Origin of the sequence: Actinoplanes sp. NPDC048988 (assembly GCF_043197815.1) — a bacterium.
Classification (GTDB): Bacteria; Actinomycetota; Actinomycetes; order Mycobacteriales; family Micromonosporaceae; genus Actinoplanes.
The window spans coordinates 723,986-740,562 of record NZ_JBICTW010000003.1 but is presented as its reverse complement, the minus strand read 5'-3'; the positions used below and the strand labels follow the sequence as shown (position 1 = coordinate 740,562).

General features: G+C 71.5%; 13 protein-coding genes. 9 read left to right on the top strand and 4 right to left on the bottom strand.

Annotated features, from left to right (window positions below):
- Positions 1 to 62 precede the first annotated feature (62 nt).
- From ACGFJ7_RS14245 to ACGFJ7_RS14230, 4 genes are read left to right on the top strand one after another with little or no spacing between them, the layout of a single operon-like run.
- On the top strand, positions 63 to 683 hold the full coding sequence (locus ACGFJ7_RS14245) for a GntR family transcriptional regulator (protein ID WP_360257197.1): 621 nt from the start codon (positions 63 to 65) through the stop codon (positions 681 to 683).
- Positions 680 to 1,873 carry a CoA transferase gene (locus ACGFJ7_RS14240; protein WP_360257195.1) on the top strand — a complete coding sequence of 398 codons (1,194 nt, stop codon included), beginning with the start codon at positions 680 to 682 and terminating at the stop codon, positions 1,871 to 1,873. Before ACGFJ7_RS14245 ends, ACGFJ7_RS14240 begins: the two co-directional genes overlap by 4 nt.
- 8 nt (positions 1,874 to 1,881) lie before the next feature.
- Positions 1,882 to 3,900 carry a hydantoinase/oxoprolinase family protein gene (locus tag ACGFJ7_RS14235; RefSeq protein ID WP_360257193.1) on the top strand — a complete coding sequence of 673 codons (2,019 nt, stop codon included), beginning with the start codon at positions 1,882 to 1,884 and terminating at the stop codon, positions 3,898 to 3,900.
- Positions 3,901 to 5,760: a hydantoinase B/oxoprolinase family protein gene (locus ACGFJ7_RS14230; RefSeq protein WP_392642410.1), complete on the top strand. Its 1,860-nt coding sequence runs from the start codon at positions 3,901 to 3,903 to the stop codon at positions 5,758 to 5,760.
- A 38-nt stretch (positions 5,761 to 5,798) separates the two neighbouring features.
- Here the strand turns inward: ACGFJ7_RS14230 and ACGFJ7_RS14225 are convergent, their stop codons facing one another.
- Complete coding sequence (locus tag ACGFJ7_RS14225) at positions 5,799 to 6,965, bottom strand: LCP family protein (protein ID WP_360257188.1); 1,167 nt, start codon at positions 6,963 to 6,965, stop codon at positions 5,799 to 5,801.
- Between the two features lie 224 nt (positions 6,966 to 7,189).
- Positions 7,190 to 7,873, bottom strand: a complete 684-nt coding sequence (locus ACGFJ7_RS14220; protein WP_392642409.1) for a S1 family peptidase — start codon at positions 7,871 to 7,873, stop codon at positions 7,190 to 7,192.
- Between the two features lie 120 nt (positions 7,874 to 7,993).
- On the opposite strand from ACGFJ7_RS14220, the gene ACGFJ7_RS14215 reads away from it, so the two are divergent.
- The 3 genes from ACGFJ7_RS14215 to ACGFJ7_RS14205 are packed head-to-tail and all read left to right on the top strand — an operon-like array spanning position 7,994 to position 13,725.
- Positions 7,994 to 11,479: a hypothetical protein gene (locus tag ACGFJ7_RS14215; RefSeq protein ID WP_392642408.1), complete on the top strand. Its 3,486-nt coding sequence runs from the start codon at positions 7,994 to 7,996 to the stop codon at positions 11,477 to 11,479.
- Between the two features lie 25 nt (positions 11,480 to 11,504).
- Entirely contained in the window at positions 11,505 to 12,191 is a 687-nt protein-coding gene (locus ACGFJ7_RS14210; RefSeq protein WP_392642407.1) for a hypothetical protein, read from the top strand.
- A 31-nt stretch (positions 12,192 to 12,222) separates the two neighbouring features.
- The gene (locus ACGFJ7_RS14205; RefSeq protein ID WP_392642406.1) at positions 12,223 to 13,725 is read left to right on the top strand and encodes a flavin monoamine oxidase family protein; all 1,503 of its coding nucleotides are present in this window, start codon (positions 12,223 to 12,225) and stop codon (positions 13,723 to 13,725) included.
- Here the strand turns inward: ACGFJ7_RS14205 and ACGFJ7_RS14200 are convergent.
- Positions 13,722 to 14,084 (bottom strand): MmcQ/YjbR family DNA-binding protein, encoded by a 363-nt coding sequence (locus tag ACGFJ7_RS14200; protein WP_179855631.1) that lies wholly within the window; start codon positions 14,082 to 14,084, stop codon positions 13,722 to 13,724. The two genes, ACGFJ7_RS14205 and ACGFJ7_RS14200, sit on opposite strands and share 4 nt — an antisense overlap.
- Positions 14,085 to 14,233: 149 nt before the next feature.
- On the opposite strand from ACGFJ7_RS14200, the gene ACGFJ7_RS14195 reads away from it, so the two are divergent.
- Entirely contained in the window at positions 14,234 to 14,914 is a 681-nt protein-coding gene (locus tag ACGFJ7_RS14195) for a DivIVA domain-containing protein (protein ID WP_392642405.1), read from the top strand.
- Between the two features lie 79 nt (positions 14,915 to 14,993).
- A complete protein-coding gene (locus ACGFJ7_RS14190) occupies positions 14,994 to 16,145 on the top strand; it encodes an AI-2E family transporter (RefSeq protein ID WP_360257173.1) in 1,152 nt (383 codons plus the stop codon).
- Between the two features lie 18 nt (positions 16,146 to 16,163).
- On the opposite strand, the gene ACGFJ7_RS14185 is transcribed toward ACGFJ7_RS14190, so the two are convergent.
- Positions 16,164 to 16,508: a hypothetical protein gene (locus ACGFJ7_RS14185; RefSeq protein ID WP_392642404.1), complete on the bottom strand. Its 345-nt coding sequence runs from the start codon at positions 16,506 to 16,508 to the stop codon at positions 16,164 to 16,166.
- Positions 16,509 to 16,577 lie beyond the last annotated feature (69 nt).

Sequence of the window (16,577 nt, the reverse complement as noted above, 5' to 3'; positions counted from 1 at the left end):
CCTCTTGCGTAACACCCGCCCCCCTCGCCAAGATTGCATACATTCACGGCGAGGGGGGTTCGGTGCGGGCGGCGGCGGAGCAGGCGGCACAGACGTTGCGGCAGGAGATCCTGGCGGGGACCATCCCGTCCGGCGCGCGGCTGGGGGAGGTGGAGCTCGCCGGCCGATTGTCGGTGAGCCGCACGCCGATCCGCGAGGCGCTGACCCGGCTGGCGGCCGAGGGCCTCGTCGAGATCCAGCCCCACCGCGGCGCCCGCGTCGTGAGCCGCTCCGACGAGGAACTGCGCGAGATCTTCGAACTTCGACTGCGGCTTGAGCCGTACGCCGTCCAGCAGGCCGTTCCGGCGCTCAGCCCCGAGCAGCTCGACGAGCTCGACGCGCTCGCCACCGAGATGATCGAGGCCGGCGACCGGGACGCGCTGGTCGAGCTGAACCGCCGCTTCCACAGCATCTTCATCGAGGCCGCCGGTTCCCGCCCGCTGGCCGACGCGCTGCGCGGCGTCACCCACGCGCCGGTCGTCCACCAGAACTTCCACAACTACACGCCCGAGGCGCTGCACCGCAGCCTGCACCACCACGTCGAGATGGTGGCCGCCGCCCGCGCCGGCGACGGCGACTGGGCCGAGGCCGTGATGCGGTCCCACCTGTACAACGCCCGGGCGACCATGGTGGGTGTGCGATGACGTTGCCGCTGGACGATCTGCGCGTCGTCGAGTTCGGTCAGTTGCTCGCCGGTCCGTTCTGCGGTCAGTTGCTCGGCGACTTCGGGGCCGAAGTGATCAAGGTGGAGGACCCGGCCAAGGGCGATCCGATGCGCGAGTGGGGCCGGGAGAAGCCGCACGGCAAGTCGCTCTGGTGGCCGGTGGTGGCCCGCAACAAGAAGTCGGTGACCTGCGACCTGCGCCGGCCCGAGGGGCAGGCCCTGATCAGGCGGCTGATCGACACCGCCGACATCGTGGTCGAGAACTTCCGGCCCGGCACCCTGGAGCGCTGGGGCCTCGCCCCCGACACGCTCTGGAAGACCAACCCGGGCCTGGTCGTCACCCGGGTCACCGGCTACGGCCAGACCGGCCCCTACGCCGGCCGGGCCGGTTTCGGCTCGATCGGCGAGGCCATGGGCGGCATCCGGTACGTCATGGGTGAGCCCGAGCGCCCGCCCGTGCGGGCCGGCATCTCGCTCGGCGACTCGCTCGCCGCCACGTACGCCTGCCTCGGGACCCTGACCGCGATCCACCACCGCACGAGGACCGGGCGCGGCCAGGTCGTCGACTCCGCCATCTACGAGGCCGTGCTGGCCATGATGGAGTCGCTGCTGCCGGAGTGGGCGATCGCCGGCTATCAGCGCGAGCGCACCGGCGCCACCCTGCCCAATGTGTCGCCCAGCAACGTCTACCCGACCGGCGACGGCGACCTCATCCTGATCGCGGCCAACCAGGACAGCGTGTTCGGCCGGCTGGTCACCGTCATGGAGCAACCCGGCCTGGCCACCGATCCGCGCTACGCGACCCACGGGGCCCGGGGCGCCGCGATGGCCGAGCTCGACACGCTCATCGCCGAGTGGACCTCCACCCGCAAGGCCGAGGAGCTGCTGACCGCCCTGCACGCGGCCGGGGTGCCGGCCGGGCGCATCTTCCGGGCCAAGGACATGTTCGCCGACCCGCACTTCGCCGCGCGCGAGGCGATCGTGACCGTGCCCCACCCCGACTTCGGCGAGCTGCCGATGCAGAACGCCACCCCGCGCCTGTCCGAGACGCCGGGCCGGGTGCGCTCGGCCGGCCCGGCGCTCGGCGAGCACAACGACGAGATCTACGGCGGCCTTCTCGGCCTCGAGGAAACGGAGCGCGCGAACCTGCGCCAAGAAAAGATCATTTAAGGAGGACCATGTCCTATCGGCTCGGCGTAGATGTGGGCGGCACCTTCACCGATGTGCTGCTGGTCGACGAGGAATCAGGTTCGACGTGGCGGGCGAAGACCGCTTCGACGCCGAGCGATCAATCAGCGGGCGTGCTGAACGGCATCGCCAAGGTCTGCGCCGAGGCGGGCGTGGACCGGGCGGTCATCCGGCACGTCCTGCACGGCACGACGGTGGCCACCAACGCGATCCTGGAGCGCAAGGGCGCCACCGTCGGGCTGGTCACCACCGAGGGCTTCCGTCAGGTTCTGCAGATCGCCCGCTCGTTCGTGCCGGGCGGACTGGCCGGCTGGATCATCTGGCCCAAGCCCGAGCCCCTCGCGGAGCTGGAGAACACGGTCGAGGTCCCGGGCCGCATCGCCAGCGATGGCACCGTCGTCACCGAACTGGACGAGCAGAAGGCCCGAATCGCCCTCCGAAAGCTGAAGGATCAGGGCATCGAGGCTCTGGCGATCGCGCTGATCAACGCCTTCGCCAACGACACGCACGAGCGCCGGCTCGCCGCATTGGCGGCTGAGGAGATCCCCGGCGTCCAAGTTTCGCTCTCCAGCGTCGTTCTGCCCGAAATGCGCGAGTACGAACGGGCGCTGACCACTGTCGCCAACGGCTACGTCCAGCCGCAGGTGGCCCGATATGTCGCGAACCTCTCATCCAAGATCAACACCGATCTGTCCATCCTGCGCAGCGACGGCGGTCTCACCGCGGCCGAGGCGGCCACGGCGGCGCCGGTGACGATGTTGCTCTCGGGCCCGGCCGGCGGCGTCACCGGAGCGGTGTGGGTGGCCGAGCAGTCCGGCCACAAGGAGCTGCTGACCTTCGACATGGGCGGCACCTCGACGGACGTGGCCCTGGTCCGCGAGGGCCAGGCGCGGATCGGGCGAGAGACGAAGGTCGGGGACCTGACGGTACGGGCGTCGGCGGTCGACGTCCGTACGGTCGGCGCCGGTGGCGGCTCGATCGCCCACGTGCCCGAGCTGACCCGCGCGCTGCGGGTCGGACCGCAGTCGGCCGGGGCGGAGCCGGGCCCCGCCGCGTACGGCAAGGGCGGAAACGCACCCACCGTGACCGACGCCAACGTGGTGCTCGGCTACCTGCCGACGGCACTGGCCGGCGGCGAGATCACGCTCGACCGCGAGGCGGCCCGCACGGCTGTGCAATCGATCGCCGACGCCATGGGCCTGCCCAGCGTGGAGGCGGCCGCGGCCGGCATCGTCGACATCGTCAACGAGAACATGCTCGGCGGCCTGCGCCTGGTCAGCGTGCAGCAGGGCTACGACCCGCGGGACTTCGCGCTGGTCGCCTTCGGCGGCGCCGGGCCACTGCACGCCAACGCGATCGGCCGGCTCACCGGGGCCTGGCCGGTGATCGTGCCGCCCTCGCCGGGCGTGCTCTGCGCGCTGGGCGACGCCACCACCTCGGCCCGCGACGAGGCCGCCCGGACCGTCCTGCGCCGCCTCGGCGACCTGACCCCTTCGGAATTCGCCGGGATCTTCGAGGAGCTGGCCCAAGCGGCTTCCCGGCGCATCACGACGACCCGGGTGACCTATTCGGCCGACGTCCGGTTCGTCGGCCAGGGCAACGAGCTGCCGGTGACCGTGGAGCTCGGCGAGGGACCGGCCGGGCTGGCCGCGCGCTTCGACGCCGAGCACGAGCGGCTGTTCTCCTTCACCCTCGACGTCGGCCACGAGCTGGTGAACGCCCGGGCCACCGTCACCGGTGAGCGCCCGCGCGTGACGCCGATCCACCTGGAGAAGGGCGACGGCGACCCGGCCGGTGCGCGGACCGGCGAGACCCGGATCTACGTCGACGGCCACTTCGTCGACGCCGCCCTCTACGACCGTCTCAAGCTCAAGGCCGGCGACGTCGTACCGGGACCGGCGATCGTCACCGAGATGGACTCGACCACCCTGATCCTTCCCGGCCACGCCGCGGTCACCGACCCCAGCGGCAGCCTGCTGATCCGTCCCACCGAGAGCCCGGAGGGCTGAATGGCACGCATCGTCGAGACCTCCACCGGGCCCCTCGCGACCACCGACGTCGACCCGGTCACCCTCGACCTGGTCGAGAACGGGCTGCGCAACGCCCGCTACGAGATGGACGAGGTCCTTTTCCGTACGGCGCTCTCGCCCGGCATCCGGGAGCAGCACGACGAGTTCCCGCTGATCGCCGACCCGGCCGGGCGGATGGTGGTCGGCCAGTTCGGGCTCTCCATCCCCGACTTCCTGGCCGGCTTCGCCGGTGACATCCGCGAGGGCGACGTCCTGCTCACGTCCGACCCGTACGCGTGCGGGGCGGCGATCAGCCACGCCAACGACTGGCTCGTCGTCCTGCCGATCTACGTCGAGGGCCGGGTCGTCGGCTGGGCGTCGATGTTCGGGCACATGTCCGACGTCGGCGGCAAGACGCCGTCCTCGATGCCGACCGACGCCCGGACGATCTACGAGGAGGGTGTGGTCATTCCGCCCTTCAAGCTGTACGACGGCGGCCGGCTCAACGAGGACGCGCTGCGCATCATCCTCAACCAGGTCCGGGTGCCGGACTGGAACCGGGCCGACCTCAACGGGCTGGTCGCGGCCTGCCGGACGGCGGCGCGGCGGGTGAGCGAGATGTGCGCCCGGTTCGGCGTGGCCACGTACCTCTCGGCCCTGGACGCCCTGCTCCAGCGCAACTACGACGCCATGAAGACGCTGCTGCACGTCGTGTTCGAGGAGGGCCGGACCCTTTCGTTCACCGACTACATCTGCGACGACGGGGTGGGCTTCGGCCCGTACGAGCTGACATTGTCCCTGACCCGCACCGGCGACCGGGTGCACCTCGATTTCCGGGGGTCGTCACCGCAGGCGATCGGCCCGGTGAACTATTACCTGAACGAGAATCTGGCCCGGATGTTCTTCGGCATCTACATGATCACGGTGGCCGATCCGCAGATCCTGTGGAACGACGGCTTCTACCCCTTGGTCGACGTGACGATTCCCGACGGGTCGTACTGGAAACCGAGGCATCCGGCCGCGCTGAACGCCCGCAACCACGGCATCGGGCGGGTGTTCGACCTGTTCGGTGGCCTGCTGGGGCAGACCAATCCGGCCCTGTTGAACGCGGCCGGATTCTCCTCGTCGCCGCATTTCATGTATTCCGGTAACTATTCCGGGGGCGACCGTAAAGGCGAGTGGTTCCAGCTCTATTCGATCGGGTTCGGCGGCATTCCGGGCCGGCCGCTGGGCGACGGGCCGGACGGGCATTCGCTGTGGCCGAGTTTCGTCAACATTCCGTGCGAGTTCCTCGAGTCGTACTATCCGCTGCGCATCGAGAAATGGGAGACGGTGGCCGACACCGGCGGTGCCGGACTGCACCGCGGCGGCAACGGCGTCGACGTCGCCTACCGCTTCCTCGAGCCGGGGACGATCGCGATCCACGACGACCGGTGGCTGACCTATCCGTGGGGTGTCAACGGTGGTGAGCCGGGCGCCCGCGGCCGCAAGTGGATCGACCGGGCCGCCGGCGGCCGCGAGGTGCTGCCCAGCAAGTGCCACGACGTGCCGGTGTCCCCGGGCGACGTGCTGCACTTCGTCACGTGGGGTGGCGGCGGCTGGGGCGACCCGCTGGCCCGCGACCCGGAGCTGGTGGCCAAGGAGGTGCGGCGCGGCCTGGTCACCCGCGAGGGCGCCCGCCGCTACGGCGTCGTGGTCGACGAGGCCGGGCGGGTGGTGGCCGCCGAGACGGCGAAGCTGCGGCAGGCGGACCGGGGTGAGCTGCCGGTCTTCGACATGGGGCCGCCGCTCGACGAGATCCTGGCCCGCTGCGAGGAGGAGACGGGCCTGCCCGCGCCCCGGAAACCCGTCTGGACATAGAAAGAGGGCCCGGCGTTCACGCCGGGCCCTCTTTTTTCTCAGGACGTGGCTGGATCGTTGATCAGCATCTCGGGGTGGCGGCCCAGGAAGGCCGGGAGCTTGTCGTCGGCGGTCGCCTTGAACAGGTCCTTGGTGGCCTGGCTGATGCCCTCGCCGCCGCTGGAGGTCGCCGGGGCGAACGTGCCGCCGTTGGTCTTGATCGGAATCAGGTCGCCGGCGGCCAGGCCCTTCATGCCGAAGATGAAGTCGGTGACCGGTACGCCGTGGGTGTCCATCCGCAGCGAGGTGCCGGCCGCGGCCAGGATCTTGGAGACCTTGTTCGGGTTGCTGATGATGCCGCCGCTGGTCGCCTTCTTCATCATGGCCCGCAGCAGTTGCTGCTGGTGACGCTGACGGTCGTAGTCACCGTTCGTCGAGTGCCGCAGGCGGGAGAACTCCAGCGCCTCCCACGGCTGCATGTTGCGGCAGCCCTTCTCGAACCACAGCGCGTTCCTCGGCGGGCTCTTGGGGTCGGCGCCCTCGGCGTACTTCACCTTGCCGTCGACGACGATGTAGTGGCTGGACCACATCCGCTTGTCGACGCACATGTGCACGCCGCCCATGGCCTCGAGGATGCCCTTGAAGCCGCCGAAGTCGATGACGACGATCCCGTCGAACTCGATGCCGGTCAGCTTGTTGACCGTCTTGGTGGCGAGTTTCGCGCCGCCCTGCCAGCCCTTGCCGTCCCTGGACCCGTACGCGTAGGCGCTGTTGATCCTCTCGGTCGAACCGCGGAAGCCGAGCTCGCTGTCGGCCGGGATGTCGACGACCGCGTCGCGCGGGATCGAGATCATGTACGCCTGGTCGTGATTCTTCGTCACGTGCAGGATGATCATCGTGTCGGAGCGGGACAGCTCGCCCTTCTCCTCCCAGCCGGTCCGCGTGTCCAGGCCCAGCATGAGGATGTTCATCGCGCCCTCGGGCATCTTGCCCGCCGCGACGGCCTGGTTGCTCAGGCCGGCCGAGCCCAGCACGGTCGACGTCGTCTGGATGTTACTGGTGAGCTGGTTGAGAAAGTACTTCACCGAGATCAGACCGCCGGCGCCGACGACCAGGAGAACCGCACCGAACGCGGTGAGCAGTTTGGTCCATAACGGCAACTTGCGGCGTTTCGGCGTCTTTTTCGGACCCTGCCCGCGTTCCCCCAACGTGGCCTTTGCCGCCATGGACGCCGAGCTCCTCACTGTTTGGCTATAGCCTCCGTGAGGCCGCGCTGATCGCCGTCAGAACAGATATATGGTCCCGAACCGTTAGTCAAGCCGAATGACGCCGCGTGATTCCGCGACGACTTTCGGATTCATAATATCGACGATTCGTAGTCTGGCCAGGGCGCAGAGCGAGCGATCGGAACGGGCGAGCCCCACCCGGGGCTCGCCCGACGGCGTTCTGATCAGACGCCGGCCGTGGACTGGATCCAGGCGCGGTTGTACGCCACGCTGCCGTAGTACTGGCGGCTCGTGCCGTCGGCGGTGGAGGCCACGCCGACCTGGGCGCCGTTGTAGACCTGCGGGCCGCCCGAGTCGCCGCGCCAGGCGTTGCCGTTGATCCGCGTGCTTGCGATGGCGCGACCGCCGTACGCGTCGGTCTGGTTGGTCGAGGTGACCTGGACCGTCGCCGTCTTCAGCGTGGTCGACGCGCTGCACCCGCTGTAGCAGGTCATGCCCCAGCCGTAGATGTTGTTCGTCGAGCCGACCGGCGGGTACGCGCCGGACAGCGGCATGTACGACGTCGTGATCGGGCTGGCCAGCCGCATCAGGGCCAGGTCGTACCGGGTGGCCGTGCTGGTCACGGCCCGGGTGGTGCCGCCGGAGGTCCGGTTGACGCTGCCGACCCGCACCGACATCGTGCCGCTGATGCAGTGCCGCGCGGTGAGCACGTAGTTGGCCGAGATGATCGTGCCGGAGCAGGTGAAGTTGCCGTTGCTGAGCACGGCGGCGGCCCACGGCGCGGACGAGACCGTCCCGCCGCCGATGATGTTGGTGGAGGGATCCTCGGCCGCCGCGGCGGCGGACGGAACGGCCAGGGCACCGGTGAGGGCGGTGGCAAGCGAAGCGACGACGATGCGGATGCGCACGCCGGACTCCTTCCATCGATAGACGGCTGTCGAAGTAATGTACGTGCGCCCCGGACGCCTGTGTCACCCCTCACTTGCCACATAACGTCATGTGATGGCCGGGCGGGCACAATGATCGACATGCTGGCCGCCACCCGGGAACTGCTGACGTCGCTCGAACCTTTGCCGTACGGGGTACGGATGAAGCGCCTGGCCGCCTGGGCCCAGTCCGCTCCGGACCGGGCCGCGGTCGGCGCCGAGCTGCGCGGCGGCGACGACTACGAGCGGCGTCTCGCGCTGGTCGCGGCCATGGTCGTACGGGACGACGACGCCATCGTGGCCGCGACGCGCGACCCGCAGCCGTCGATCCGGTCCGAGGCGATCGACGCGGCGCTGCGGGCCGGGCGCCTCGACAGCGTGGTGGACCTGCCGGCGGCCGAGCGGCGGCGGGTCTACCGCACACTCCGGCAGCGGCGCCTGAGCGCCACCGCTGACGCGCTGATCGCCGAGGTGCGCCCCTACTGGGGCGACCGGGAGGTAGCGGCGATCCTGCCCGCGTGCAGTGCGTCGGTGGTCCGCGATCTGCTGCCCGAAGTGGAACACACGATCACCCTGGCCGCCCTGGCCCGGCGGCATCCCGGGCCGGCTCTGGACCGCGCGGGACAGCGGCTCGCGGCGGCCGCGCCCGAGCACCGGGACGACCTGTGGAACCACGAGGTCGCGGCGCTCGAGAGCCGGTGCGACCCAGCGGCGTTCCTCGATCTGGCCGAGCGGTACGCGCCGGCGTCCTGGACGCCGGGCTCGGGCGCGCTCGCCGTGCACGATCCCGCGCGTGTCGCCCGGCTGCTGGCCACGCCCGGCCGGCTCTCGGCTCGGGCCGGGCAGCAGCTGACCCCCCGGCTGTTCCGCGCGCTGGCCGTCCTGCCCGACGACGACCTCCTGCCCGTGGCAGTGGCCATGCGCGACAATCCGCGTGGTTTCGCCGCGCTGCTTCGCGCGCTTCCCCCGGCCCGGCGCGGCGGCCTCTTCGAGCGGTCCGGGGCCGGGTCCGGGGGCCTGGTCGCCCACACGGTCATGGCGGTGCTGCCGGCCGGTCCCCGGGTCCGCGAGGCGGTCCGGGTGCTGAGCCTGCCCAAGATCCGTGACAACGAGACCCACGTGCTCACCTGGAGCGCCTACCTGAACTGGCCGGAGGCGTCGGCGGCCCTGGAGGCGGGTCTGCGCTCCGGGCTGGCCGCCGAGCGGGCCCGGGCGTACCACCTGCTCGTCTCGGCCGCGCGCCGCACGCGGGACCCGCGGGTGGTGGCCGAGCTCGTCCACCGGCTCGGGCGTCTCCGCAACGAGCAGGACCCGGTGCGGGCGGCCGCACTGAGCGCCCTGGCCGGCGTGGCCCGGCTGCTCACCCCCGCCACCGCGGCCGGACTGACCCGGCTGACCACCGACGCGGTCGAGGCGCGCGACGCTTCCCGGGAGACGACGAGCGCGCTCGCCTCACTCGCCGCGGACGTCCTCCAGCACCACGTCGGCGTACCGGAACTGCGCGACTGGGCCCTGCACGCCATCGACCAGGCCGGCCGGGTGTCGCCCGTGCCGGTGCTGCGGCGCTTCGACCAGGCGCTGCGGCGTGGTCAGGAGACGATGGTCTTCGACCGCCTCCGGAACTGGGTCGTCACGTCCATGGACCGCGGCGACTTCGGGCCGCTGTTCGGGCTCACCGCCGCCCTCGGCCGGCGCGCCCGAAACGTTCCAGGGCTGCAGGAGCTGCTGTTCCGGGCGACAGCCCCCGGCACCTCGGAGTGGGTCGCGCGACAGGCCGCCTCATCGTGGCTGGCCGACCCCAGGCACCGCGCCGCCCGGGTGCCGGCGGTGCTCGACGCCGACCCTTCGATGGTCGCGGTGCCCGTCGTGTGGGACGTCATCGCCACCTCCCGCACCGACCTGATCGACCGTGCGCTGCGCGCTCCCGTTCAAGGCCGCCTGATCGAGGCCGGGCGGCATTGGGTGCCCGCGCCGCCCCGGCACGCCGACCGGTGGCTGCCCCGTCAGCGCGCCCGCTTCACCGAGCTCCTGGAAGCCGTCATCGACGACGGCGCCGAGAACGTGCAGACCCGCGCGTACGCCGTGCGGGTCGCCGCCCGGGTCCCCGGCCCCGGCCGCGACCTGGTGCGCCGGCACACAGGCGCGTCCGAGGTGGTGGTCGCGGAGGCGGCGCTGGGCGCTCTCATCTGGACCGACCGCCCCGATGAGGCACTGTCGGAGCTGCTGGAGCACGCGAACGGCGACCGGGCCCGGGTGGCCATGTACGCCGTCGCGCGGGCCGCCGCCACCGTCGAGCCGTCCCGGTTACCGGCCCTGCTCGGCGGCGTGCTGACAGCCGAGACCGGGGTCACCAGCCGCAAGGAGGCGGCCCGGGTCCTCGCCCGGTACGGCCCGCCGAGCGTGATGGCGGCGCTTCTGGACACCTACATCCACCCCGGCACCCACCGCGACGTGCGGGCAGCCATCGTGGCCGCCGCCCGCCAGCGCCTGGAAGCCCCCGAGAGCTGGACTATCCTCACCACCGCCACCGCCACCGCCACCGCCACCGCCACCGCCACCGCCACCGGTTCCGCCACCTCTGCTACCGCCACCGGTTCCGCGACGCCCACCTCTGCCACCGCCGCCGGAACTGCCGAACCCAGGTTCGCTGAACCTGGGACGGACGAGCTTGGAGCCGCGGAACCTAGGACTGCGGAACCTGGGGTTGCCGAATCCAGCGTTGCGGGAGTCGGGGCTGCTGCCGCCGGGGGCGGGGTCTCGACCGAGGTCTCCGGCCGTGTGGGAGCTCTGGCGGGCGGTGGGAGCCGGGAGGAGCGCCGGGCCGTGCTGGCGGCGGATCCGGCGACGGTTGCCGAGCGGTATCGGCGTCGCTACGCAGAACTGATCGTTGCCATGTGCCGGGGCGGCGAGCGGGAGGCGTTTCTCGCGCTGCCCTCGTGGGCTCGGTGGGCCGACGGCGTACGGGACCTGGTCATGGACCGTCTCGGCGACCTTGGGCAGCGGGTCGCCGTCACGGACGCCTCCGGGTTGTTGCCGTTGCTTGATGAGCGGGCGGCCCGTGCGGTTCTGGTGAACCTGATCGGCCAGGACGCGGACGACCAGCACCCGGGCCGGCCGGGCGCGGACCGGCCCGCCCGCCGCCGCGTGCAAATGCTGGCCCAGGCGGCTGCCGGATGGTCGCGGAACGCGCCCGCCGGAGCGGACCGTGTGCCGCTGGCCGGGGTGGCCCGGTGGCTGACCGCCCAGCCGGGCTTCGCCACCGTCGGTCTCACCCTGCTGGCCGCCCTGCTGCCCTGGACCGAGCTGGACGAGCTCGCCGATCGGTGCGCCGCCCGGCCGGTGGCGGCCGTCGCCGTGGCCGAGGTGCTCAACGAGCGGGGACTGGCCGCTCCCGATCCCGAGGTGGTTCGCGCGGCGGCCGGGCACCTGGCCGGCCGGGCCGACCTGGCCGCCGGGCTGTTCGCGGTGGCGTTGGTGCGCGACCGGGTTCGCCGCTGGACCGAGCCGTGGCAGCAGGTGCTGTTCACACTCCGCGGCCACCCGTCTCCGGAGGTGCGGGAGGCGGCCTACGCTGTGGAAATGCGCTGAAGCCGGTGGCGTGTAGCCTGCCCGGGTGCTGCTCAGGATCATGCTGCTGTTCGACCGCCGGCGACGTCTGTTCATGGGGGCCACCGTCGCCGTCGGCTGTGGCTTGGTGAGTTTCGGGGACGATTTCGTATTTGCGGTTTTCCCCGTGATTCTCGCCGTGTTACTGGTGTCGGTCGTGGTCAGCGTCGTCGCCTATGCCTCGCCGCAGCCGCGAGTGCTGCTGACGCGCCCGGGGGTGCCGGCTTTCGAGACCGGTGCCGACGTCTCCGCCGTCGTCCTGCTGCCCGGCTTGATCGCTCTGGGCAGCGCCTGGGTCGGAGGTGAGGTCCACGCGCATGCCGGGGCCTGGTCGTTCGGGGTGCTCGCACTGCTGCTGTTGGCGGTGGTGGCTTGGCGGTCGCCGATGGTCCGGCTGCGGCCCGGCGGGATCGAGGCCCGCCGGCCGTTCGGGAGCCTCGTCGTGCCGTGGGACGCGCTGCCCGCCCTGGCCGAGGTGCGGCGCAGCCGGCTCACTCTCACCTTCGGCCGGCCCGAGCTGGTACGCCGGCGTGGGCTGTGGCCCCTCGGCACGCACAGCATTCCGGTCACCGGGGTCGACGCCGCGTTCCTCGGAAGGGCGATCGAGTCCTACAGCCGGAATGCCGGCCACCGCGCCGACATCGGCCGGGAACGGGAGTGGCGCCGCCTCCAGGAGTCCCTGGCCGGCGCTTGAACCGGTGGCGAGGGCCCGACACACTGGCCGGGTGGACGGACTGACCAGACGCCGTCTCCTCCAGGCCGGCGCGGGCGGCGCGCTGCTGGCCGCGCTGGCCGCCTCGGAGGGCGCCGCCTTCACGCCGCCGTCGCGGACCGGCGCCGGCCGGTCGGTGGTCGTCCTCGGTGGTGGCGTGGCCGGGCTCACCAGCGCCTACGAGCTGGGCAAAGCCGGCTACCACTGCACCGTGCTGGAGGCTCGGCACAAACCCGGCGGACGGGTGCTGACGATCCGCGGCGGCGACACCGAGACCGATCTCGACGGGCACACCCAACGAGCTTCTTTCGCGTACGGCACGTACTTCAACGCCGGCGCGGCGCGCATCGCGCCCTGGATGGTCACCCTCGACTACTGCCGTGAGCTGGGCGTGCCCATCGAGGTCTTCGTCAATTCCAACGCGGACGCCTTCATCCACACCGGCGCCGGCGGCCCCGGAGTCCGCTTCCGCACGGCCCGGGCCGATCTTTTCGGGTACGTCTCGCAGCTGCTCACCCGGGTCACGCGTTCCGGCGGTCTCGACGCCGAGCTGGCCGGCGGCGGGCGCGACGAGCTGCTGGAGTTCCTCCGCGACTTCGGGCGGCTCACCGACGACGGCGAGTACCAGGGCGGACCCGACCGCGGCTTCGCCACCTATCCGGGCGTGGACGGCGGGGTCCCGCTCGACGGGCCGGCGTCGCTGTCCGACGTCCTGCGGAGCGGCGTCGGGGCGTACCTCGGCTTCGATCTCGCTTTTGACCAGGCCATGCCGATGTTCCAGCCGGTCGGCGGCATGGACCGGATCCCGATGGCGCTCGCCCGGGCGGTCGGCGCGGACCGGATCCGGCTCGGCGCCGTGGTCACCTCGGTCGCCGACCGGCCCGGCGGGGTCGAGGTCCGCTACCGGCAGGACGGCCGCGAGCGGATGATCACCGCTGACTACTGCGTGGCCACGATGCCGCCGCACCTCATGGCCCGGCTGCCGCACAACCTCGGCGACGACGTGACCACGGCGCTGAGGGCGTTCACCCCGTTCCCCGCCGGCAAGATCGGGCTGGAGTACCGCAGCCGCTGGTGGGAGTCCGATCTGGGCGTCTACGGCGGCGCCACCGACACCGATCTCGACCTGCGGCAGATCTGGTACCCGTCGTCCGGCTTCCACGCCGCGCGCGGCGTCCTGGTCGGCTACTACAACTTCGGGACGGACGCGGAGACGTACGCCCGACTGGCCCCGCACGACCGCACCGAACGGGCGCTGTCGCTCGGTGAGCGGATTCACGGCGCCAAGTACCGTACGGAAGCGATGTCGTCTTTCTCGGTGAGCTGGAGCCGCGTCCCCCACCTGGAGGGCGCCTGGGCCGCGCCGCCGTACGGCAGCCCGGCCTTCGCCCTGCTGCGCGAGCCCGCCGGCCGAGTGCACTTCGCGGGGGACTGGCTCAGCCAGACGGTCGCGTGGCAACACGGCGCCTTCGTGTCGGCCCGGGCCGCCGTGACGGCCCTGCACGCCCGGGCCTAACCCAGCTCGGATTCGATCTCGGACGGCGCGCGCATCCGCCAAGCGTCGGTGACGAGTTCAGTGAGCCGCGCCACATCAACAATCGGTAACCGGAGCATCACCAATGGAAGGCCGTCGTAGCCCGGGGTCGTGAAGAACAGGTCGGGCTCACCCAGCAACAGGGCCTGTTTCTCGGCCTCGTCACCCACGTAGAGGACTGCCACATCCGTGCGGATCACGCGTGACTTTCCCGGTTCCCGCTCCGGGTACGACCAGACGAAGCCCCTGTTCGCCACGCGGAAGTCGAAGCCGTCGCTGTCGATCTCGACGACGTGCGGCAGGGAGAGCGCCAGGCGGCGGACATCGTCGGCGGTCGCCACGACGGGGATTCCTTTCTCCTCCGAGATGACACAACAACGTGCCACCGCCGACAGTCTCCCAAAGTTCATGCGTAGGATTCGTCCCCGCACGGTCTTGCCGCAGGGATCCGAGGGAAACGATGCCACTCACTCCAGCCGACATTCACAACATGGCGTTCAAGAAGCCTGCGATCGGCAAGCGGGGGTACGACGAGGAGGACGTCGACGCGTTCCTCGACGAGGTCGAGCAGGAGCTCATCCGCCTCATCGAGGAGAACCGCGCCCTGTCGGACCAGGTGCAGCGCAACGGCGGCGGCCTCGGCCCCGGCCCGTCCGGCCCGCCGGCCGGCAACCGCGCCCTGGAAGCGGAGCTTCAGGCCCTGACCACCCAGCTCGGCCGCATGCAGGAGGCCCGGGCCCGCGCCGAGCAGAACGCGCGCAGCGTGCAGTCGCAGCTCGAGCGCGCCCGCACCGAGCGCCCGGCCACCCCGCCGCCGGCCGAAAAGGACGACCGGCTCTCGGCCGTGCTGATGATGGCCCAGCGCACCGCCGACGACCACATGCGCGACGCCCAGCAGGAGGCGGACTCGCTGCTCGGCAACGCCCGCACCCAGTCCGAGCAGATCACCGGCGACGCCCTGCTGGCCGCCGACAACATCGAGGCCGACGCCCGGCGCAACCACAGCGACGCCCTGGCCAGCATCGACGAGAAGCGCGACGCCCTGCTCGACGAGATCGACCGGCTGGGCCAGCTGGCCCGCACCTACCAGCAGGCCCTCGGCCAGCACGTCCAGCAGCAGCTCCAGGAGCTCGACAGCGTCTCCAACGGCGCGGGCCGCGACCTGGACTGAACGATCCGGGCCGCCGTGCCCGGGCGACATTCGCCCGGGCGGCGGGCGGCGGGGACCGGGTGTCTCTAAGGTGATCGGCATGCCTGCCAAGCTGAATGCCGACAAAGCCCGGTCCGCGCTGCGGACGAGCGCGCTGCTGTCGGCGCAGACGTTGCTCGTGCTGGCGGCGTCGTACGTCGCCCTGTGGCTGCTCGGCAAGGCCTGGTCGGTGATCTGGCCGATCGTCGTGGCGCTGCTGCTGACCACACTGACCTGGCCCGTCACCCGTCTGCTGCGCAACCGCCTCCGCTTCCCGCCGGCGCTGGCCGCGGCCGTGGTCACGGTGCTGTTCCTGGCCGTCGCGGCCGGGATCATCGTGCTGATCGCGGTGCCGGTGGCCAGCCAGTCCGGTCAGCTGGCCGACGGCGTGGTCGACGGCATCCAGCGGCTGCGCGACTGGGCCTCGGGCCCGCCGCTGAACATCGGCGACGACGACATCACCCAGGCCTTCGACGCGGCCATCGCGCAGATCCAGAGCCGGGCCGGCAGCATCGTCAACGTCACCCTGGGCACGGTCACCACTGTCGTCAACGGCGTGGTCACCACGGTGCTGGCGCTGTTCCTGATGTTCTTCTTCCTCAAGGACGGCCCGAAGTTCCTGCCGTGGCTGTCGCGTCAGCTGCCGGGCCGCCTGTCGGTGGACGTCCCGGTGGTCGCCCAGCGCGGATGGGACACGCTCGGCGCCTTCGTCCGGTCGCAGGCGTTCGTGGGCCTGCTCGACGCCGTCTTCATCGGCCTCGGCCTGTGGGCGGTCGGCGTGCCGCTGGTGCTGCCGCTGGCCGTGCTGACATTCGTGTCGGCGTTCGTGCCGATCGTCGGCGCCGTCTTCGCGGGCTTCGTCGCGGTGCTGATCGCGCTGGTGTCGAACGGGCTGACCGACGCGCTGATCGTGCTCGCCATCATCCTGGCCGTGCAGCAGCTGGAGGGCAACGTCTTCCAGCCGATCGTGCAGAGCCGGGGCCTGGGCCTGCACGCGGCGGTGATCCTGCTGGTCGTGACCCTGGGTGGCAGCCTGGCCGGCATCGTCGGCAGCCTGCTGGCGGTGCCGGTGGCGGCGGTGATCGCGGTCGTCTGGGCGTACATCCGCGAACAGCTGAGCGACCATCCACCCACGCCGTCCACGGAACCCGAACCCGAGCCCGAGCTGCCCGACGACCCCGTACAGCCGGGCGAGCCGTCGCCGGCGACCTGAGCGCCGCCGGCGACGGTGTCACCTCGGGCTGATCTGCGAGATCCGCTGTGGTGACATGCCGATCAGCTTCGCCAGGTCGCGGGTGGTCCAGTCGCTGACCCGTTCACGGACGAGCCGCTCGGTGCGGGCCATCAGCTCCCGCTCCTCGGCGAGAATCCGCCGGCGTTCGGCGCGCAGCTCGGCCGTCTCGCGGTCGAGCGCGTCGTCGCCCGTGCGGATCTCCCACTCGATCTCGCCGGTAGCGTCGCCGAGAGCGGCCCGGATCAGAGTCTCCAGCCTGGCCAGATTCTTGGCTCTGACGGGCGGCTCGTCGGCCAGCCAGTGACCGTCCTCGCGGACGGCCACGACGCGGTGTGTCGTCATGTCGTTCCTCCCCGCCGCCATCAAAACATGATCATGAAGATCCATGGGCGGCGAGGTCCGGGGACGGGC